Genomic DNA, 18,771 nt, shown 5'->3' with positions numbered 1-18,771 from the left:
AAATAATCAGTAGCCGCTTGCGCCTCTTTCCCTCAGGTCAGCAGCCAGACGGCGGTCTGGTAAGGGGCAAACAGGGCACTGTCCGGTGCCTCTGGGTAGTTGCCGATCAGCAGTCTGTCCGCTCCTGGCGCCTGGTCGAAATGGGGCATGGGCAAGGTGTCTGCAGTGAGATTGGCGAGCAGCAACAGGACGTGAGTCTGGCCGCAGGCGGGATCCCGGTAGCGGCGCCGGTAGCCGATGCGCTGCGGGTCGTCCGGATCCAGCAGCTCGAAGATGCCGTGGCGAATGACCGGCTGGGCCTTGCGCAGGGCGATCAGCTGGCGATAACAGTGAAACAGCGAATCGGGGCGGGCCAGCTGTTCGGCAGCGTTGATCTCCTTGTAGTTTTCGTTGAGCGCTATCCAGGGCTCGGCCGTACTGAAACCGGCGTGAGGGCCGGCATCCCACTGCATCGGGGTTCTGGCGTTGTCGCGACCCATGGCATCGAGGCGCCGCGTCAGCTCGGTGGGGGCGAGCCCCTGTTCCTGCTGGCCGGTGCGATAGTTGATGGCCTCCACATCCCGCAGCTCATGGGGCTGCCAGTGACGGTTGGTCATGCCGAGCTCCTCCCCCTGATAGATGAAGGGGGTGCCTTGCATCAGGTGCAGCACCATGGCCCACTGCTTGGCGCTGAGCTCTCGCCACTGTGGCTCGTCGTTGCCAAAGCGGGAGATGGCGCGCGGCAGGTCGTGGTTGCCGAGAAACAGGCTGTTCCAGCCCTGGCGGTGCAACCCCTGCTGGTGGCGAGCCATGGCCTGCTTGAAGCGCAAGAGCTCAAAGTGCGATGACCACTTGTCCGGCCCCAGCCCCAGGTGCTCGAAGTTGAACACCATGCTGAACTCGCTGCCGTCCGGGTTGGAGTAGCTGCGCATATGGGGGAGATCCGCCCCCCAGGTCTCTCCCACCGTGATGATCCCTTTGCCGCCGAAGCTGGCGTCATTGAGTTCGCGAATATAGCGGTGCAGCTGCGGCCCGTTGCTCATGGCGAGGCGTGACCAGTCCTTGCTCACCATGTCGATCACATCGAAACGAAAGCCCCGGATCCCTTTGTCCAGCCAGAAGTTGATCACCTCGGCCATGGCGTCGCGCACCGCCGGGTTGTCCCAGTCCAGATCGGCCTGGCCGGGATCGAAGTTGTGCAGGTAGTAAAGATCCAGGGCGGGCAGGTATTGCCAGGCGTCGCCGCCGAAGATGGACTGGAGCGGATGGGCATCGACAAAGGCCTGGTCGCGAAACACATAGAAGGCCTGATAGTGGGGATCCCCGGCGAGGGCGCGCTGGAACCACAGGTGATCGGTGGAGGTGTGGTTGGCGACGATATCCATCATGATGCCGATGCCGCGCGCCCCGGCTTCCTGGATCAGGTGCTCCATCTCGGCCAGGGTGCCGAAGGCGGGATCGATGTCGCGATAATCCGCCACGTCGTAGCCGTTGTCGCACTTGGGGGAGCGGTAGACTGGGGTGAGCCAGAGCATGTCGACGCCGAGCTCGGCCAGATAACCGAGGCGCCGACGAATGCCGTTGATGTCCCCCATGCCATCGCCGTCGCTGTCTTGAAAACTCATGGGGTAGATCTGGTAAATCACGCCGCTGTCGAGAGGGGTCATGGGGATGGCCGGGCCGGGAAAGGGAAGCCCCATTCTAGGTGGTCGCGGCGGCGCGGGGCAGGGGCGGGCACGTCTTGAAAAGGGTTCCAGCGTCGGCCAGTTGTCAAAAGTGCGGATCGGGTCACGGCGCCGCCTCGGCTTGTCGGGGACAAGGCACCAGAGCGGCGCTGCGAGAGCATCTTTATCTGGCTGGGGGCGACTCTGCCAGTCGATCCTGCTGGCGTTCGCTCTGGGCTTCCAGCTCCTTGCCGAGGAAGTAGTTCAGGAAGGTGCGGATCACCGCGATGATGGCGAGTCGGATCAGCTCCTCCTTGCTCGGCGCCACCGTGGTCGCCAGTATGTCGGCGGCGAGCTGGAACTCCAGCGCCAGAATGAGCCAGCTGCCGAAGCAGAGCCGGATGCGGGGGAAGCCCGGGGCGTGATCCCGCACCCGCGCCGCCAGCCAAAGGGTCTTGCCAAGCCCTATCACCACGCAGGCGATGGAGATGATCTCCAGCAGCAGCTGGAACAGCTCGACCCCGTGCATCATGGCCTCTCGCAGGCTGGTTATCTCAAGCACCTTCGACTCCTTATCGATTCAAAGGAGACACTATTAACACAATGCTCGCGCAAGACCAACTCAGAGGGCCCGGATGATGGCCACCACCTGGCCAATGGCCGAGCGGGCCGCCGGGCTTATCCCCGCCAGCTGGAAGAAGCCGTGGATGACGCCGAGCTGGCGATGGCAGCTGGCCTCGACACCGGCTTCGAGCAGGGCCCGATAGAGTGCCTCCCCCTCATCGCGTAGAGGGTCGTATTCGGCCGTGAGGATGTGGGTGCGTGGCAGACCGGCAAGACCTGGATGGTGAAGTGGGCTGGCCTCGGGATGGCGGGTCGGCAGCACGCCCAGATAGGCATGATAGCCGCTTAGCAGCATGTCAGCGGTGATGAGGTAATCCTCGCCATAGTCGCGATAGCTTTGGCTCTCGCCACCGGCATCCAGCATGGGATAGATCAGGATCTGGGCGGCGGGCAGTGCCGCTCCCGCCTCCTTGAGCCGCAAGGTGGTGATCAGGGCAATGTGGCCACCGGCGCTGTCGCCTGCGAGTGCGACCCGCCCGGGATCGCCGTGCCACTGCGGCAGCGCGGCCATGATGGCGAGGGTCGCGGCCAGCGCATCGTCATGGGCGGCAGGATAGCTATGCTCGGGGGCGAGGCGCGTGTGCACGGCAAACACCAGGGCCTTGGCACTGTTGCACAGCATCCGCATCTGGCGATCGTGGGTCTCGAAATCCCCGCTGACGAAACAGCCGCCGTGGAAATAGATCAGCACCGGATAAGCGGGGTCCGGCATATCCACGGGTTGGTAACGGCGGATGGCGTAGTGATCGGCCTGCCACTCTTCGATGGCGCCCACCTCTTCCCGCTCACCGCCCAGTACGGCAGAGGCAAGGTAGCCCTCCCGCCTTGCCTGCCAGCTCATCTCGCTCGCCCTGGGTCTGCCAGCGGCAACAAATTCCGCCACCATGGCGGCGATTGCGGGTTCGAGTCCTGTGTTCATGCTGCACCGTTAACTGTATATAAAAACAGGCATTGTGCGCTTCTGGCCCGAGAGCGCAACCGGCGTTAGCTGAGGCAGCTCACAAAATCAGGCTTCAATCAGTTTGAATTCAATCACATAGAGCGGTGGCAGCGCGGGGTAGATGTCCCGGATGACGGTCTGGAGCTCGGCGAGGGTCATGTTCTCCTGGCGGGCGTGCTCGTCGGTCAGGTCATCGAAGGCCAGGGGCGTGACCGAGAGCACCTCCATGGCGCCAAAGGGCTGGTGCTCCGGATTGGTGAAGAGCGCGAGCCGCTGGCCGGGCTGCCAGTCGGCTTCGCTCTCGTCGCGGATGGTGATGGTCTTGCGGCCGGACTGGATGTCGGCGACGAAGCGGCCGAAGAAGGTGAATTCCGGGTAGGTTGGGGTGTGAACTGACATTTTCTCTCCGAAGGGCAAGGGGTGGGCAGGGGGCGGATCACGCCGCAACGGGCCCATTTTAGGAGTGCCGGTGAGGGCGCGCAGCACTTTTCGTCCGGGCTGCCGGGGGCAGGGGACTGATGCGCTTGCTCTGCCCTGCAAAGTGGCTGCAAGTGAACCCGAATGTGCGATGATGTGGGCTCCTCTTTCTTGATATGTAACAAAATGGAGGGGGACTGGCTGTGGTCTGATGGCGTCTGGCGCGGTTCCCCGCCCGGCGGACATGAACGAAAGGAGCGAGTGTGAATTCCGAGTTGATCTGGGTCCTCTGCATGCTGGTGGGCGCCATTTATCTGTTTATTACCAACAAGGTGCGCATGGACGTGGTGGCCTTGTCGATCGTCATCCTGTTTGTGCTGAGCGGCACCCTGACCCTGCCGGAGGCACTGGCGGGCTTCAGCGATCCCAACGTCATCCTGATCGCCGCCCTGTTCGTGGTGGGGGAGGGGCTGGTGCGCACCGGCATCGCCTATCAGGTGGGGGATGCGCTGGTCAAAGTCGCGGGCAGCAGCGAGACCCGCATGCTGGTGCTCTTGATGGTGGCGGTGGCGACCCTGGGGGCCGTGATGAGCAGCACAGGGGTGGTGGCCATCTTCATCCCCGTGGTGCTGAGCGTGGCGAACCGGATGGGGATCCCGGCCGGACGGCTGATGATGCCCCTCGGCTTCGCCGGTCTCATCAGCGGCATGATGACCCTGGTGGCGACCCCCCCCAACATGGTGGTCAACAGCGAACTGATGCGCCACGGCATCCACGGTTTCGGCTTCTTCGGCTTCACTCCCATGGGGGTGCTGATCCTGGGGCTAGGGATCCTCTACATGCTGCTGATGCGCAATTCCCTGGTGCGCGAGGGGGAGGAGGGCAAAGGCAAGTCGACGGGGCGCAGCACCCTGCGCGACCTCATCCGCGACTACCGGCTGGCCGGTCGGGCCCGCCGGCTGGCGATCCGCCCAGACTCTCCCCTGATTGGCCAAACCCTGGACGAGCTGCAGCTGCGTGCCCGTTACGGCGCCAACGTCATCGGGCTGGAGCGCTGGCGCAAGTTCAGGCGGGTGATGGTGACCGTCTCCGGCGTCACCGAGTTCCAGGCCAAAGACGTGCTGCTCATCGACATGTCCGATCCCGAGGTGGATGTGCGTGAGTTCTGCAGCGAGGCGCGGCTCGAGCCCATGATCTTGCGCGGGGAGTACTTCTCCGATCAGGCGCGGGAGGTGGGCATGGCCGAGGTGTCGCTCATTCCCGAATCCCGCCTGCTCGGCAAGAGCATCCGCGAGGTGGCGTTTCGTACCCACTATGGCCTGAGCGTGGTGGGCATTCGCCGCGGCGGGGAGGCGCTCACCGGCAAGCTGGTGGACGAGCCGCTGCAGATGGGGGATAGCCTGCTGGTGGTGGGTAACTGGAGTCTTATTCGCCAGTTGCAGGCTAAAGTACGGGATTTCCTGCTGCTGGGGTTGCCGGCAGAAGTAGACGAAATGGCGCCGGCCCGCAGTCAGGCCATCCATGCCCTGATCTGCCTCGGGGTCATGATAGTGCTGATGGTGACAGACCCCGTGCCCAACGTCATCGCGGCGCTTATCGCCTGCCTGCTGATGGGCAAGTTCCGCTGCATCGACATGGAGAGCGCCTACAAGTCCATCCACTGGCCGACCCTGATCCTGATCGTCGGCATGCTGCCCTTCGCCCTGGCGTTGCAAAAGACCGGCGGGGTGGATCTCATCGTCGGTGGTCTGATCTCTGCGGTGGGGGATATGGGTCCTCGTGTGATGCTGGCCAGCCTGTTCGCCCTGTGCGCCCTGATCGGGCTCTTTATCTCCAACACCGCCACCGCCGTGCTGATGGCGCCCATTGCGCTGGGCACGGCCCAGCAGATGGGGATCTCCCCCTATCCCTTCGCCATGACCATCGCCATCGCCGCTTCGGCGGCCTTCATGACGCCGGTCTCGTCACCGGTCAACACCCTGGTGCTGGGGCCGGGCAACTACAAGTTCGTGGACTTCGTGCGGATCGGGGTGCCCTTCACCCTGCTGGTGATGGTGGTGAGCGTCATCGCCATCCCCTGGTTCTTCCCGTTCTGACAAGGGAAGACGACATAGGCGGCCTGCGGGCCGCTTTTTATTGCCCGATGGTTTGCTGCCTAGATGGGTACTCAGTCGGTTCATCGCCAAGAGGCAACAGAATGGGATGAGTCGAGAGGAGAAAGAGGGAGGGAAGGTGGGGCGATTGCTGAAAAATGGATACAAAAAAACCAGCCTAAGCTGGTCTGTTTGGTACTGCTATTAATGGTGCGGAAGGAGAGACTCGAACTCTCACGCCTAGGGCGCCAGAACCTAAATCTGGTGCGTCTACCAATTTCGCCACTTCCGCAATATTAATGGTGGCTATGACGGGATTCGAACCTGTGACCCCCGCATTATGAGTGCGATGCTCTAACCAACTGAGCTACATAGCCATCTGTCATCGACCACTGTGGTGGAAGAAAACAAGATAATGGCTGTGGTACTAGGATACGAACCTAGGAACGTTGACGAGATCAAAACCTCTTACGTTTACCACAGCTATCACCGACAAGGTCGATGAAAGGCAATAATGGCTGGGGTACTAGGATTCGAACCTAGGGATGGCGAGATCAAAACCCGCTGCCTTACCGCTTGGCGATACCCCAACAACGTCCCTCAAACAGCACTGAATGCCGACGAAGAACTTTAAAAATGGCTGGGGTACTAGGATTCGAACCTAGGGATGGCGAGATCAAAACCCGCTGCCTTACCGCTTGGCGATACCCCAACTGAACTAATTTATGGTGGCTATGACGGGATTCGAACCTGTGACCCTCGCATTATGAGTGCGATGCTCTAACCAACTGAGCTACATAGCCATCTGTCATCAACCACGAGGTGGAAGAGAACGAGATAATGGCTGGGGTACTAGGATTCGAACCTAGGGATGGCGAGATCAAAACCCGCTGCCTTACCGCTTGGCGATACCCCAACAGCGCTCTTCAACAGCACGGAATGCTGGCAAAGAACTTCAAAAATGGCTGGGGAACCAGGATTTGTACCTAGGCACATTGACGAGATCAAAACCTCTCAATGCTTTCCTCAGCTTGCTACCGACAGATGAACATCGATAACCAAAAATAATGGCTGGGGTACTAGGATTCGAACCTAGGGATGGCGAGATCAAAACCCGCTGCCTTACCGCTTGGCGATACCCCAACTGAACTGATTTATGGTGGCTATGACGGGATTCGAACCTGTGACCCTCGCATTATGAGTGCGATGCTCTAACCAACTGAGCTACATAGCCAACCGTGCTTCCAGTGAGTCGTTACCTCGTCACTGTGCGGCCGGAATTATGCGTATCTGGCTCTGGGGCGTCAACCCTTTTTTTGCCAGAAAAATCGAATTTGGGTGCGTTTGGCGAGTTATTGGACGCTATCGTGCAAAAGCCCAACAATCTGGTTTTTTTTACGACATTTGCCAGCAGATCCGCAACCGGAGCTCATAGCAAAGAGGCCAGCAAATGCTGGCCTCTCATGGGATTAGACGTTGAACAGGAAGTTCATAATATCGCCATCCTTGACGATGTAGTCTTTCCCTTCGGCGCGCATCTTGCCTGCTTCCTTGGCACCTTGCTCACCCTTGTAGGTGATAAAGTCGTCGAAGGCGATGGTCTGAGCGCGAATAAAGCCTTTTTCAAAGTCGGTGTGGATCTTGCCAGCCGCTTGCGGGGCGGTGGCTCCGACCGGAATGGTCCAGGCACGCACTTCTTTCACGCCAGCGGTGAAGTAGGTCTGCAGGTTCAGCAGCTCGTAACCGGAGCGGATCACCCGGTTCAGGCCCGGCTCTTCGATACCGAGGTCTGCCATGAATTCGGCGCGATCGGCGTCGTCCAGCTCGGCGATGTCTGACTCGATGGCGCAGCAGACCACGACCACGACCGCGTTCTCGGCGGCGGCGATTTCACGCACCTTGTCGAGGAAGGGATTGTTCTCGAAGCCGTCTTCCGCCACGTTGGCGATGTACATGGTGGGCTTCAAGGTCAGGAAGTTGAGGTGGCTGACGGCGGCCAGCTCTTCCTTGTCCAGCTTCATGCCACGGATCATCTGGCCGTTTTCCAGCACGGCGCGAATTTTTTCCAGGGTCTCCACTTCCAGCTTGGCATCCTTGTCGCCACCCTTGGCGCGCTTGGACTGACGGTGGATGGCGCGCTCGCAGGCGTCCAAGTCAGACAGGGCCAATTCGGTATTGATCACCTCGATGTCATCGGCCGGGGAGACCTTGCCCGCGACGTGGATGATGTTCTCGTCTTCGAAGCAGCGCACCACGTGGCCGATGGCTTCGGTCTCGCGGATGTTGGCCAGGAACTGGTTGCCCAGACCCTCACCCTTGGAGGCGCCCGCCACCAGGCCGGCGATGTCGACGAATTCCATGGTGGTCGGCACCACGCGCTGCGGATTGATGATGGCAGCGAGCTGGTCGAGACGCGGATCCGGCATGGGGACCACACCCGTGTTCGGCTCAATGGTGCAGAACGGGAAGTTGGCGGCTTCGATGCCGGCCTTGGTCAGCGCATTGAACAGGGTGGATTTGCCTACATTGGGCAGGCCCACGATACCGCATTTAAAACCCATGGATTGTTACCTTACTTGATGGATGCTGTGAGGGACGCCCTTGGGCGACCCATGTCATGCTTGCTCGGGCCCTGAGGCGGCAACACCGCTCATGACCCGGGTCATCTCTTGTGTGAGCCGGTGCCGACTGCGCACCGACGCGCTCTATACCTTCTCGGCCTTGAAGCTGTGCAAGCGGTTCATGGCCTTGGTCATGTCTTGTTTGAACGGGATGTCGGTGGCGTGTACATCGGAATTCATCCAGTACTTCATCGAGCAAAGTCAGTTCAAACCTTTTCGGCCTTGAAGCTATGCAGCCGGTTCATGGCCTTGGTCATGTCCTGTTTGAACAGGATGTCGGTGGCGCGCAGGGATTCATCCAATGCGGCCTCGATCAGGCTCTGTTCACTGCTGGGCGCCTTGGTCAGCACGAAGCCGGCGACCAGCTCCTTGGCGCCGGGATGGCCGATGCCGAGGCGCAGCCGGAAGAAGTTATTGTTGTTGCCCATCCTGGCGATGATGTCCTTGAGGCCATTGTGACCACCGTGACCGCCGCCCTGCTTGAACTTGGCGATGCCGGGGGGCAGGTCCAGTTCATCGTGGGCCACCAGCATCTCTTCCGGCGTTATCTGGTAAAACCGGGCGAGCGCCGCCACGGCCTTGCCGGAGAGATTCATGTAGGTGTTCGGGATGAGCAGCCGCACATCCTGCCCCTCGACCAGGAAGCGGGCGGTGTGGCCGAAGAACTTGGGCTCTTCACGCAGGCTGACATTGTGCCAGCGGGCCAGTTGCTCCACATACCAGGCGCCCGCATTGTGACGGGTCTTGGCATATTCGGGGCCGGGATTACCCAGCCCGACAATCAGTTTGATTTGACTTGTCACGCTTGATGTCTTCACTCGCTGCTTGCCGTGGACAGATGGCCCAGGGCAATGGGACGCAATATTCTAGCCGCCGACTGGCGATCACTCAACCAAAGCTCGGCAACCGGAGGGAATAACCCGGTAACGGGTCGCTAACGGCCGCAAAAAATGGGCCTAGCCTCGGCCCGTTTTTGCCCTGTGTCGTGGTCGGTGCCTGCTTATTTGGCCCGCAGCAGGGTGACGACGGGCTCACTCAGGGCGGTCAGGGTCGGGCGCTGCTCCTTCACATACTGCACGAAGGAGGCGGCATCGGTGCCGCAGTCGACGGTCTCGGCCTTGCAGTCCAATGCCTGGCCGTCGCCGTAGCGGGCGCTCAGTTGGTCACCGTTTTGGACCACCTGCAGCACGGGGAAGGCGGTCAACTTGCCATCCACCCAGGCGAGATCCACCCGCTCGGCCTGCTGCGCCTGGGCGCGGGCCAGCGCCTGCCAGCCGTCGTTGCCGTTGGCGCTGTAGGCGTTCATCACCACTTTGTAGCGCTGGCCATCCACCAGATCCTGCCACTGCCCGTCGGCCGCCTGCCATTGCAGCCGGGTCAGGGTGCCGTGCTTGCCCGCCAGGGTTTCGGTGAAGCGGTAGCGCAGATGGCCGCCGTAGGGGAACTTGCCGGCGTGGGCACTGGGGGCCAGGGTCGCCGTGATGGTCTCGGTCAGCAGGGCACGCACCTCGGCACCGGTCAGGGTCAGCACGGCGAGCTGATTCTTGAACGGCAGCAGGGTGAGGGCAGGATCCCCTTGACGCAGCTCACCGGCGGGCAGGTCGGCGCGCACGCCCCCCACCGCCAGCAGGGCGAAGTCCACCGGGCCGCCGGTCAGCGCCTGCACCGCCGGGGTGTTGGCCCAGTAGTACTGGCCTTCGGCCACCAGGGGAGCGACATCCGAACCGTGGCTGTCGCTGCCGTTGTCCCCCGGACGGCGGGCGTTTTGCAGTGCTGCCGGCAGGGTGGCGATGACGGGGCCGAAGGCCTGCTCCAGCGCTGGTTTGAAGTGGCTGTCGATGATACCGCGCAGGCGGGGATCCTCATCCACCGTCACCAGGTTGGGCTGGGCGTCGATAAACGTGCTGGCCTGCTTGCTACGGGCCTGATCGAGGGGCTGCTGACGAGCAGGGTCTGCGAAGAAGTCGCCGCTGGCCAGCAGCTGGTTCTGGCCCTTGCAGCCGATAACCCGGCCCTGGCCGTCGAAGCTGACACGGGCGAGGCCTATAGCCTGGGCATAGGAGCCCGCCTGCACCACACAGGTGAGGCCGACCCCGTCCGGGTTGGTGACCAGCGCCGCGTATTCTCCCGTCTTGCCCCAGCCGACATTGCTGAAGTCGCCGAGCAGGCTGTGGGAGTGGCCGCCGACGATGGCATCCAGTCCGTTCACCTCGGCCGCGAGCGCCAGATCCCGGGCGTTGCCTATGTGGGTCAGGGCGATGATGTGGTTGATGCCCTTGGCTTGCAGCAGATCCACCGTGGCCTGGGCCGTCTCGACTTCCTTGCGAAAATGGAGCTGACCCACGTTGGGGGAGATGTTGGCCATGTCTTCCAGCACCAGCCCCATGACGGCGACCAGCTGCTTGCCTTGCGGCAGATGGTTGAGATCCGGGACCGGGGTCTTCTGGTTACCCTCGAAGGCGTAGACCACGAAGGGCTTGAGGTTGCGGGCTTGGCTCAGATCCGGGTCGGCACCGACCTCCAGGTTGGCGGCCAGCACCGGGAAGTTCACCCCCTCGATGAAGCGGGCCAGCTTGTGGTTGTCGAGATCGAACTCGTGGTTGCCAAGGGCCATGGCATCGAGCCCGAACTGGCTGAGCAGCTCGGCGTTGGCCATCCCCTCGTTGAGCTTGAAGTAGCCGCTCCCCTGCCAGGCGTCACCACCGTGCAGCAGAAGCAAGGGCTCATTCTTGGCGAGCGCGTCCGCTTGGTAGGCCTTGGCCATGGTCAGCAACCGGGGGTAGCCGCCGAGGCGGGTGTAGAGGGTCTCTTTCTCTCCCGTGTTGCCGAAGATGGCGCCCTTGAACTCGGCGTTGACCGGATCGAACTGGGAGTGGGTGTCGTTCATGTGCGCCAGGGTCAGGGTGAAAGGCGCATGGTCCTGGCCGGGCAGGCAGGCGGAAAGCAGGGCACAGAGCGGGAGGAGGAGCAGGGGACGCAAGCACTTCATGGGACATCCTTAACCTGCCGGGGCAGGGCAATACCGGGTCTGGCTAGAAAAACAAAAACCGCCAGTCGGCGGTTTTTGTCACAACGGGGCTATCAATGCTCAAACATGGCAGAGATGGACTCTTCGTTGCTGATACGGCGGATGGCTTCGGCCAGCACGGTAGAAAGGGTCAGCTGCTTGACCTTGTCAACGGCTTTCATCTCGGCAGTGAGCGGGATGGAGTCGGTGATGATCAGCTCGTCGATGACCGAATTCTTGATGTTTTCCACGGCGGAGCCGGAGAAGACAGGGTGAGTCGCATAGGCGAACACGCGCTTGGCGCCGCGCTCTTTCAAGGCTTCTGCGGCCTTGCACAGGGTGCCACCGGTGTCGATCATGTCATCGACGATGATGCAGTCACGGCCAGCCACGTCACCGATCAGGTGCATGACCTGGGAGACGTTCGGGCGGGGACGACGCTTGTCGATGATGGCGATGTCGGTGTCGTCCAGCAGTTTGGCGATGGCACGGGCACGGACCACGCCGCCGATGTCCGGCGAGACGACCACGGGGGATTCGAGGTTCTTGGACTGCATGTCTTCCAGCAGCACTGGGCTACCGAACACGTTGTCGACGGGGACGTCGAAGAAGCCCTGGATCTGCTCGGCATGGAGGTCAACGGTCAGCACGCGATCCACACCCACGCTGGACAGGAAGTCGGCGACAACCTTGGCGGTGATGGGCACACGGGCGGAGCGGACGCGGCGATCCTGACGGGCATAGCCGAAGTAGGGGATGACGGCAGTAATACGGCCAGCTGAAGCACGACGCAGTGCATCCACCATGACGATCAATTCCATCAAATTGTCGTTGGTCGGGGCACAGGTGGATTGAATGATGAAGATATCGCCACCACGTACATTCTCATTGATCTGTACGCTGATCTCGCCGTCGCTAAAGCGACCTACGGCAGCATTGCCGAGTTTGATAAACAGGCGATCTGCGATCTTCTGGGCTAGTTCCGGCGTTGCGTTACCAGCAAACAGCTTCATGTCAGGCACGGTTTGAAACCTCGGGGTTGCATCCAGTATGTGGAGAGTCTGATTTCAGACCCGTATCGTTCTCGGGCAAACGATTCATAGCATTGACGAGCGGAGTTACCGCAGGCTGTCGCCGGCCTGGGTTGTAGTCAGCTATCGGCGATCCAAGGACATCGAGGAGAAACCGGGCAGATTGACGAGAGTGCTCTCTTCACACTTCCCGGACCGTCATCGATTGCCTATCTCAATCACCAAGAGAATGGCTGGGGTACTAGGATTCGAACCTAGGAATGGCGAGATCAAAACCCGCTGCCTTACCGCTTGGCGATACCCCAATCACTGACTTGTTGCAAAGTGACGAACAGTGGTGATATGTTCTCGCCCTTGGCGACAAACCCATCCCAACCTTCCGGCACTCTTGCCAACACCTTCCGAGCAGCCACTTCGTCTTCAAATTGAGCAAAGACGCAGGCTCCAGTGCCCGTCATTCTTGACGGCGCGTATTCTAGCAACCAGCCGAGCGCATTGGCAACCTCGGGGTGGCGCTTTTTCACCAGCAATTCGCAATCGTTTTTCCACCCCCCCTCCCGCAGCTGCTTTTTAGCCAGCAGATCGGACAAGGCCATCTTGGGCGTGTCTCTTGGCAGGTCAGGATCCTGGAACACGGCGGCGGTAGCCACATGGCAATCGGGCTTGAGCACCAGATACCAGGCGCTTGGCAGCTCGACCGGTTGCAGCTTCTCACCGACCCCTTCCGCAAAGGCGGCGCGGCCGCGCACAAACACCGGCACGTCGGCACCCAGCTGGACGCCAAGCTGGGCCAGCTCATCCTGGCTGAGCCCCGCCTGCCAGAGGTGATTGAGGGCTACCAGCGTGGTGGCCGCATCCGAGGAGCCGCCGCCGATACCGCCCCCCATGGGCAGGTTTTTTTCCAGCCGGATATGGGCCCCCTGTGGGTTGGCCAGTTTGCTCTGTAATAACCGCGCGGCGCGGATGATCAGGTTCTGCTCATCGGGCACGCCGGGGATGGCGGGGCTCAGGGTGAGCAAGTCTGTATCCGGCAGCGGCTCGAATTCGAGCCAATCCCCGTGGTCGAGGAAGATGAACAGGGTCTGCAACTCGTGATAACCGTCCGGGCGGCGGCCGTTGACGTGCAGGAATAGGTTCAACTTGGCCGGTGCGGGCCAGCGGATTAGCGCCATCGACGGTGCCTGGTCTGGGGAGCTCATCATGGGGCCAGGGTCCACTGGTTGATCTGCAGCTTGAGGCGGCTGCCCTGGCCCGTCATGGTCAGCAGGTGGGGCAGGCGATAGCCTTCCTGGTCCCGGTAGTCGCCATAGACAATCTGCCACTGGCCGTCGCGCACCGAGGCCAGGCTGGCGTCGGGGTTGAGCTCGAACTCGGCCTGACCCGGCAGCCCCTTGATCCATTCTGGCAGCCCCTGCACCGGGATATTCCAGCCGGTGAGCTGGTAGACCAGGGCTTCGGCGTCCTGGCTGTGGTGCAGCTTGCCGTCGTTGTCGATCAGCGTCACCTCGCCCTTGTTGCGGGAGAGCTCCAGGATGTGGGTGCCAACGATGCTGCTGAGATTGAGGCGATAGTCATCGCCATCTTGCTGCCAGTTGAGACGGGCGCTGCCCTTCTGCTGGGGAGTGATGATGGCCATCTTGCCCGACAGTTGCCAGTGATCGAGCCGCTCGAGACGGGCGCGCTCCTGCTGCCAGTTGACCTGATCCCGCTGGGGTTGAGTAGTGGTACAGCCGGCCAGTACCAGCAGGCAGGCGAGGGAGAAAATACGCAAGAACAAGGTCATGCTCCAGAAAGGTGATTTGCAACAGTATAAGGGGCGGCCGTATTGCTTTTAAAGACTTACCCTTTCTCGTACAATTGTCGGCCTCATACCCTGTGCACGAAACGATCATCATCCACTCATGAGTCTGCTCGCCCTCGGAATCAACCATAACACCGCCAGTGTCGCCTTGCGGGAACGGGTCGCTTTTGGCCCGGACTGCATCGATCGCGCCTTGCGTGAGCTGGTGAAGCAGCCCGGTGTCAGCGAGGCGGTGATCGTCTCCACCTGCAACCGCACCGAGCTGTATTGCAGCCTGGAGCAGGGGAACTCGGAGCGGGTGTTGCGCTGGCTGCAAGCCTTCCACAAGCTGGATGCGAGCGAAGTGATCTCCGCCATCTATCAGCATCAGGACGAAGAGGCGGTACGCCACCTGATGCGGGTCGCCTGTGGCCTCGACTCCTTGGTGTTGGGGGAGCCGCAGATCCTGGGGCAGATCAAGCAGTCTTACGCCCATGCCCAGCAGGCCGAGGCGGTGAAGGGGGCCCTGGAGCGGCTGTTCCAGAAGTCCTTCTCGGTGGCGAAACGGGTGCGTACCGACACCGAGATCGGCGCCAGCGCCGTGTCGGTGGCCTTCGCCGCCGTGAGTCTCGCGCGCCGGATCTTCTCCGATCTCTCCCAGACCAAGGTGTTGCTGGTCGGCGCCGGGGAGACCATCGAACTGGTGGCCCGCCACCTGCGCGAGCAGAACGTGACCCAGATGATGGTCGCGAACCGCACCCTGCAGCGCGCCCAGCTGCTGGCCGAGGAGTTTGGCGCCCAGGTGATGACCCTGGAAGAGATCCCGGACTACCTGCACGAGGCGGACATCGTCATCAGCTCCACTGCGAGCCCGCTGCCCATCATCGGCAAGGGCATGGTGGAGCGCGCCCTCAAGGCGCGGCGCTTCAAGCCGATGTTCCTGGTGGACATCGCCGTGCCGCGGGACATCGAGGCCGAGGTGGATGAGCTGTCCGACGCCTATCTCTACACGGTGGACGATCTGCAGGGCATCATCGAGCAGAACCTCGAGACCCGCAAGAAGGCCGCCGCCGAGGCGGAGCTCATCGTGCATGAGGAGCGCGACGACTTCATGGGCTGGTATCGCAGCCAGCACTCGGTCGATCTCATCCGCGACTATCGCCACCAATCCCAACAGGTGGCGGACGAAGAGCTGCAACGTGCCTTGCTGGCCCTGGCACAGGGCGAGAACGCCGAACAGGCGCTCAAGGCCATGGCCCATCGTCTCACCAACAAGTTGATCCACGCCCCGACCCAGGCCCTGCGCCAGGCCGCCGCACAGGGGGATAACCACAAGCTGTCCCAACTGCGCCAGGTGCTGGGGCTGTCACAAGAGTCATAATTTTCGGGCAACCTGCCGGTTGTCCCGTCCTCCATTGAGAACACAAGATTTATGAATCCGTCATTGATCAGAAAGCTGGAAGGCCTCATCGAGCGCCACGAAGAAGTACAGGCCCTGCTCGGCGAGCCCGGGGTCGCCTCGGATCAGGACAGATACCGTGCCCTGACCCGGGAATATGCCCAGCTCGAAGATATCGTTCACGCCTTCCAGCGCTTCCGTCAGGCCGAGGAGGATCTGGCGACCACCAAGCTGATGCTGGAGGACACCGACACCGACCTGCGCGAGATGGCGCAGGAGGAGTTGCCGCTGGTCAAGGCCGCGCTGGAGGAGCAGGAGCAGGCGTTGCAGGTGATGCTGCTGCCGCGGGATCCCAAGGATGACAACAACTGCTATCTGGAGATCCGCGCCGGTGCCGGCGGCGACGAGGCGGCGATCTTCGCCGGCGATCTGTTCCGCATGTATTCACGCTACGCCGAGCGTCAGGGCTGGCGCGTCTCCATCGTCAGCTGCAACGACGGTGAGCACGGTGGCTATAAAGAGGTGATCGCCAAGGTGGACGGCGAGCGCGTCTACGGTCGCCTCAAGTTTGAGTCCGGCGGTCACCGGGTGCAGCGGGTGCCCGAGACCGAATCCCAGGGGCGGGTGCACACCTCCGCCTGTACCGTGGCGGTACTGCCGGAAGTGCCGGAAGCCGAGCAGATCGAGATCAATGCGAACGACCTGAAGATAGACACCTTCCGCGCCTCCGGGGCCGGCGGTCAGCACGTCAACAAGACCGACTCCGCTATCCGCATTACCCACCTGCCGACCGGCCTGGTGGTGGAGTGTCAGGATGAGCGCTCCCAGCACAAGAACCGCGCCAAGGCGATGTCGGTGCTCTCCGCCCGCCTGCAGGCGGCCGAGGACGAGCGCCACCGCGCCGCCGAGCAGAGCACCCGCCGCAACCTGGTGGGCTCTGGCGATCGCTCCGAGCGCATCCGCACCTACAACTACCCCCAGGGGCGCCTGTCCGAGCACCGCATCAATCTCACGCTCTATCGCCTCGGCGAGATCCTGGAAGGGGATCTGGACTGCGTGATCACCCCGCTGGTGCAGGAATACCAGGCCGATCAGCTTGCCTCTCTGGCAGATAACGGCTGATGCAGATCCAGCAGGCTCGAGCCCACATCATGACGGTATTGGCACAGGGGGAATCCCCCCGTGCCGACGCCGATGCGCTGCTCTGCCATCTGCTGGGGTGCCGGCGCGGCTACCTGATGACCTGGCCGGAGCGCGAGCTCGATGCCGCCCAGCAGGCGACCCTGATGGGCTGGCTCGAGCGTCGCCTCCATGGCGAACCCATCGCTCACCTCATCGGTGAGCGGGAGTTCTGGTCGCTGCCCCTCAGGGTGAGCCCGGCGACCCTGATCCCGCGCCCGGACACCGAGGTGTTGGTGGAGCAGGCGCTGGTCCGGTTGCCGGAGCCGGCCCAAGCGAGTCAGGCGCCCCTGGCCCTGCTGGATCTGGGCACCGGCACCGGCGCCATCGCGCTGGCGCTCAAATCCGAGCGACCCAACCTCGACGTATGGGCCGTTGACCGGATGCCGGAGGCCGCGGCGCTGGCCCGTGCCAACAGCGCGGCCCTGGGGTTGCCCATAGAGGTGCGCGACGGCAGCTGGTTTGAGCCGCTATCGGGCGCGCCGTGTTTTGCCATGATCGTCTCCAACCCGCCCTATATCGACGGGACGGATCCGCACCTCGAGGAGGGGGACGTGCGCTTCGAGCCGCGCTCCGCCCTGGTGGCTGACGAGCAGGGGCTGGCGGACATCCGCCTGATCGTGGCCGAGGCACCGGCCCATCTGACGGCGGGTGGCTGGCTGCTGCTGGAGCACGGCTGGAACCAGGGTGAGCCGGTGCGTCAACTTTTGCTGCAACGGGGCTACCGCCAGGTAGAAACCGTGCGCGATTACGGGGATAACGAACGAGTGACCCTGGGACAATGGCCTCTGTATGAGGAACCCGGGCCACATTCGAGTGAGGACAACTGATGTATGTTGCTATCAAGCATCTGCATGTGCTGCTGATTGCGGCGGCTGTGCTGGTGTTTATGCTGCGTTTTTACTGGGCACAGACCGGCTCTGAGCGGGCCAGCGGTCGGGTGCTGCAAGCCAGCGGCTGGCTCAATGGGCTGGTGGTGCTCTCCGGCGTCCTGCTGTGCATGGTGCTGGATCTCAATCCGTTCAACAACGCCACCCCCTGGCTCAGCGAGAAACTGACGGCCATTCTGGTGGTGGCCTTCCTGGGCCTGATGGCGCTGCGCCTCGCGCGCAGCAACGCCATCCGCTGGTTCGCCTTCCTCGGCGTGCTGGGGTGGGTCTATTTTATCGCCAAGCTCGCGGTGCAGAAGCAGGCCAGTCTGTTCGGTTAGGAATGACGAAGATGATACGTGTGGACGAATGGACCGATTTCGAGGCTCATGATCTGGCCGAACTGGCGTTGTCGGTGAGCGACGAGATCCTGGGCCGCAGCGGCGCCGGTGAGACCGAGCTGACCCGGCTCGATGCCTGGCTGGACGAGGCCATTGCCGAGGGCAACTGTGACGAGGTGCGACGCCAGCTGCTCGCTGGTTTCTACCAGACCCTGGGGTTTCGTGGCGACTGGCAGGATTACTTCTCGGCCGCCAACTGCGATCTGGCCCAGGTGCTGGAGCGCAGGCAGGGCATTCCGGTGAGCCTCGGCATCCTCATCATCCAGCTTGGCCGCAAGATAGGCCTGGATGTAGAGGGGATCTGCTTCCCCGGTCACTTCCTGGTGAGCTTCGCCGGCAGTGAGGGCGAGGTCTATGTGGACCCCTTCAACGGCGATGAGCTGAGCCTGCACCGTGTCGAGCTGCTGCTGCGCGGCGCCCTCGGCAACCTGGCTACCCTGAGCGATGACCATCTGCAGCCTTCGGGGCAGTGGGAGATCATCGAGCGGCTGCTCAACGTCAGCAAGGGTGCCCTGCTGCGGGAGGAGCGCATGACGGAGGCGCTGCGCTGCAGCGAGCTGTTGCTGCGCATGAAGCCCGGCGATCCGCTGGAGACGCGGGATCGGGGCTTCATCTACGAGCAGCTCGACTGTCCCCGCTTCGCCGCCGACGATTTTGAATACTTTATTGAACAATGCCCGGACGATCCGGTGGCCGACGTGCTGAAGTCGCAGCTGGCCGCACTGGATCTGAGCCCCAAGCCCCTTCACTGAGGATGCCTGGGAAAT

Annotated in this window: 16 protein-coding genes, 9 tRNA genes and 1 pseudogene; 6 read left to right on the top strand and 20 right to left on the bottom strand. The window is 62.2% G+C overall.

From position 1 onward, the window contains the following. Positions 1-32: 32 nt before the first annotated feature. The 4 genes from MM194_RS06325 to yqfB all read right to left on the bottom strand — a co-directional run bounded on the left by MM194_RS06325 (position 33) and on the right by yqfB (position 3,606). Entirely contained in the window at positions 33-1,646 is a 1,614-nt protein-coding gene (locus tag MM194_RS06325; protein WP_241343056.1) for an alpha,alpha-phosphotrehalase, read from the bottom strand. A 181-nt stretch (positions 1,647-1,827) separates the two neighbouring features. Beyond that, positions 1,828-2,205 (bottom strand): DUF1622 domain-containing protein, encoded by a 378-nt coding sequence (locus tag MM194_RS06320; protein WP_033131032.1) that lies wholly within the window; start codon positions 2,203-2,205, stop codon positions 1,828-1,830. Positions 2,206-2,265: 60 nt separating this feature from the next. Further along, a complete protein-coding gene (locus tag MM194_RS06315; protein ID WP_241343055.1) occupies positions 2,266-3,186 on the bottom strand; it encodes an alpha/beta hydrolase in 921 nt (306 codons plus the stop codon). A gap of 87 nt (positions 3,187-3,273) precedes the next feature. Beyond that, positions 3,274-3,606, bottom strand: a complete 333-nt coding sequence (yqfB, locus tag MM194_RS06310; RefSeq protein WP_163147797.1) for a N(4)-acetylcytidine aminohydrolase — start codon at positions 3,604-3,606, stop codon at positions 3,274-3,276. A gap of 281 nt (positions 3,607-3,887) precedes the next feature. Between yqfB and MM194_RS06305 the strand changes: the two genes are divergently transcribed. Beyond that, complete coding sequence (locus MM194_RS06305) at positions 3,888-5,720, top strand: SLC13 family permease (RefSeq protein ID WP_241343054.1); 1,833 nt, start codon at positions 3,888-3,890, stop codon at positions 5,718-5,720. 205 nt (positions 5,721-5,925) lie between these two features. On the opposite strand, the gene MM194_RS06300 is transcribed toward MM194_RS06305, so the two are convergent. From MM194_RS06300 to lolB, 16 genes and pseudogenes are all read right to left on the bottom strand, one after another. Continuing rightward, positions 5,926-6,009: transfer RNA gene (locus tag MM194_RS06300), tRNA-Leu, on the bottom strand. An 8-nt stretch (positions 6,010-6,017) separates the two neighbouring features. Next, positions 6,018-6,094, bottom strand: a tRNA-Met gene (locus MM194_RS06295). Between the two features lie 138 nt (positions 6,095-6,232). Beyond that, a tRNA-Gln gene (locus tag MM194_RS06290) sits at positions 6,233-6,307 on the bottom strand. Positions 6,308-6,354: 47 nt separating this feature from the next. Beyond that, positions 6,355-6,429: transfer RNA gene (locus MM194_RS06285), tRNA-Gln, on the bottom strand. Between the two features lie 14 nt (positions 6,430-6,443). After that, a tRNA-Met gene (locus MM194_RS06280) sits at positions 6,444-6,520 on the bottom strand. A gap of 38 nt (positions 6,521-6,558) precedes the next feature. Next, positions 6,559-6,633 (bottom strand) — tRNA-Gln (locus MM194_RS06275). Between the two features lie 152 nt (positions 6,634-6,785). After that, positions 6,786-6,860, bottom strand: a tRNA-Gln gene (locus MM194_RS06270). 14 nt (positions 6,861-6,874) lie between these two features. Next, positions 6,875-6,951, bottom strand: a tRNA-Met gene (locus tag MM194_RS06265). 235 nt (positions 6,952-7,186) lie between these two features. Beyond that, positions 7,187-8,278, bottom strand: a complete 1,092-nt coding sequence (gene ychF / locus MM194_RS06260; RefSeq protein WP_241343053.1) for a redox-regulated ATPase YchF — start codon at positions 8,276-8,278, stop codon at positions 7,187-7,189. Positions 8,279-8,422: 144 nt separating this feature from the next. Further along, positions 8,423-8,518, bottom strand: a pseudogene (locus tag MM194_RS06255) (aminoacyl-tRNA hydrolase); the annotation flags it as partial. 26 nt (positions 8,519-8,544) lie between these two features. After that, a complete protein-coding gene (pth, locus tag MM194_RS06250) occupies positions 8,545-9,141 on the bottom strand; it encodes an aminoacyl-tRNA hydrolase (protein ID WP_241343052.1) in 597 nt (198 codons plus the stop codon). 197 nt (positions 9,142-9,338) lie between these two features. Then, on the bottom strand, positions 9,339-11,327 hold the full coding sequence (locus MM194_RS06245; protein WP_241343051.1) for a bifunctional metallophosphatase/5'-nucleotidase: 1,989 nt from the start codon (positions 11,325-11,327) through the stop codon (positions 9,339-9,341). Between the two features lie 92 nt (positions 11,328-11,419). Next, positions 11,420-12,367 (bottom strand): ribose-phosphate pyrophosphokinase, encoded by a 948-nt coding sequence (locus tag MM194_RS06240; RefSeq protein ID WP_033131039.1) that lies wholly within the window; start codon positions 12,365-12,367, stop codon positions 11,420-11,422. 239 nt (positions 12,368-12,606) lie between these two features. Beyond that, positions 12,607-12,681, bottom strand: a tRNA-Gln gene (locus tag MM194_RS06235). Then, the gene (ispE, locus tag MM194_RS06230; RefSeq protein ID WP_241343050.1) at positions 12,661-13,548 is read right to left on the bottom strand and encodes a 4-(cytidine 5'-diphospho)-2-C-methyl-D-erythritol kinase; all 888 of its coding nucleotides are present in this window, start codon (positions 13,546-13,548) and stop codon (positions 12,661-12,663) included. The genes MM194_RS06235 and ispE overlap by 21 nt, the downstream gene beginning before the upstream one ends. Before the next feature lie 26 nt (positions 13,549-13,574). Further along, positions 13,575-14,159 carry a lipoprotein insertase outer membrane protein LolB gene (gene lolB / locus MM194_RS06225; RefSeq protein ID WP_241343049.1) on the bottom strand — a complete coding sequence of 195 codons (585 nt, stop codon included), beginning with the start codon at positions 14,157-14,159 and terminating at the stop codon, positions 13,575-13,577. Positions 14,160-14,277: 118 nt separating this feature from the next. On the opposite strand from lolB, the gene hemA reads away from it, so the two are divergent. The 5 genes from hemA to MM194_RS06200 are packed head-to-tail and all read left to right on the top strand — an operon-like array spanning position 14,278 to position 18,756. Next, positions 14,278-15,537: a glutamyl-tRNA reductase gene (hemA, locus tag MM194_RS06220; RefSeq protein WP_241343048.1), complete on the top strand. Its 1,260-nt coding sequence runs from the start codon at positions 14,278-14,280 to the stop codon at positions 15,535-15,537. Positions 15,538-15,588: 51 nt separating this feature from the next. Further along, the gene (gene prfA, locus MM194_RS06215; RefSeq protein WP_033131042.1) at positions 15,589-16,677 is read left to right on the top strand and encodes a peptide chain release factor 1; all 1,089 of its coding nucleotides are present in this window, start codon (positions 15,589-15,591) and stop codon (positions 16,675-16,677) included. Then, entirely contained in the window at positions 16,677-17,564 is an 888-nt protein-coding gene (prmC, locus tag MM194_RS06210; RefSeq protein WP_052101036.1) for a peptide chain release factor N(5)-glutamine methyltransferase, read from the top strand. Before prfA ends, prmC begins: the two co-directional genes overlap by 1 nt. Next, on the top strand, positions 17,564-17,944 hold the full coding sequence (locus tag MM194_RS06205; protein WP_033131043.1) for a SirB2 family protein: 381 nt from the start codon (positions 17,564-17,566) through the stop codon (positions 17,942-17,944). The genes prmC and MM194_RS06205 overlap by 1 nt, the downstream gene beginning before the upstream one ends. A gap of 11 nt (positions 17,945-17,955) precedes the next feature. Next, the gene (locus MM194_RS06200) at positions 17,956-18,756 is read left to right on the top strand and encodes a tetratricopeptide repeat protein (protein ID WP_241343047.1); all 801 of its coding nucleotides are present in this window, start codon (positions 17,956-17,958) and stop codon (positions 18,754-18,756) included. Positions 18,757-18,771 lie beyond the last annotated feature (15 nt).

The organism is Aeromonas sp. MR16, from assembly GCF_022549315.1.
Lineage (GTDB): Bacteria > Pseudomonadota > Gammaproteobacteria > Enterobacterales > Aeromonadaceae > Aeromonas > Aeromonas aquatica.
This window is presented reverse-complemented; position numbering and strand designations above follow the sequence as displayed.

Coding starts and splice junctions, on each gene's coding strand:
- MM194_RS06325 (WP_241343056.1), bottom strand. CDS start 1,646: ATGACCCCTCTCGACAGCGGCGTGATTTACCAGATCTACCCCATGAGT.
- MM194_RS06315 (WP_241343055.1), bottom strand. CDS start 3,186: ATGAACACAGGACTCGAACCCGCAATCGCCGCCATGGTGGCGGAATTT.
- yqfB (WP_163147797.1), bottom strand. CDS start 3,606: ATGTCAGTTCACACCCCAACCTACCCGGAATTCACCTTCTTCGGCCGC.
- ychF (WP_241343053.1), bottom strand. CDS start 8,278: ATGGGTTTTAAATGCGGTATCGTGGGCCTGCCCAATGTAGGCAAATCC.
- MM194_RS06245 (WP_241343051.1), bottom strand. CDS start 11,327: ATGAAGTGCTTGCGTCCCCTGCTCCTCCTCCCGCTCTGTGCCCTGCTT.
- ispE (WP_241343050.1), bottom strand. CDS start 13,548: ATGGCGCTAATCCGCTGGCCCGCACCGGCCAAGTTGAACCTATTCCTG.
- lolB (WP_241343049.1), bottom strand. CDS start 14,159: ATGACCTTGTTCTTGCGTATTTTCTCCCTCGCCTGCCTGCTGGTACTG.
- hemA (WP_241343048.1), top strand. CDS start 14,278: ATGAGTCTGCTCGCCCTCGGAATCAACCATAACACCGCCAGTGTCGCC.
- prfA (WP_033131042.1), top strand. CDS start 15,589: ATGAATCCGTCATTGATCAGAAAGCTGGAAGGCCTCATCGAGCGCCAC.
- prmC (WP_052101036.1), top strand. CDS start 16,677: ATGCAGATCCAGCAGGCTCGAGCCCACATCATGACGGTATTGGCACAG.
- MM194_RS06205 (WP_033131043.1), top strand. CDS start 17,564: ATGTATGTTGCTATCAAGCATCTGCATGTGCTGCTGATTGCGGCGGCT.
- MM194_RS06200 (WP_241343047.1), top strand. CDS start 17,956: ATGATACGTGTGGACGAATGGACCGATTTCGAGGCTCATGATCTGGCC.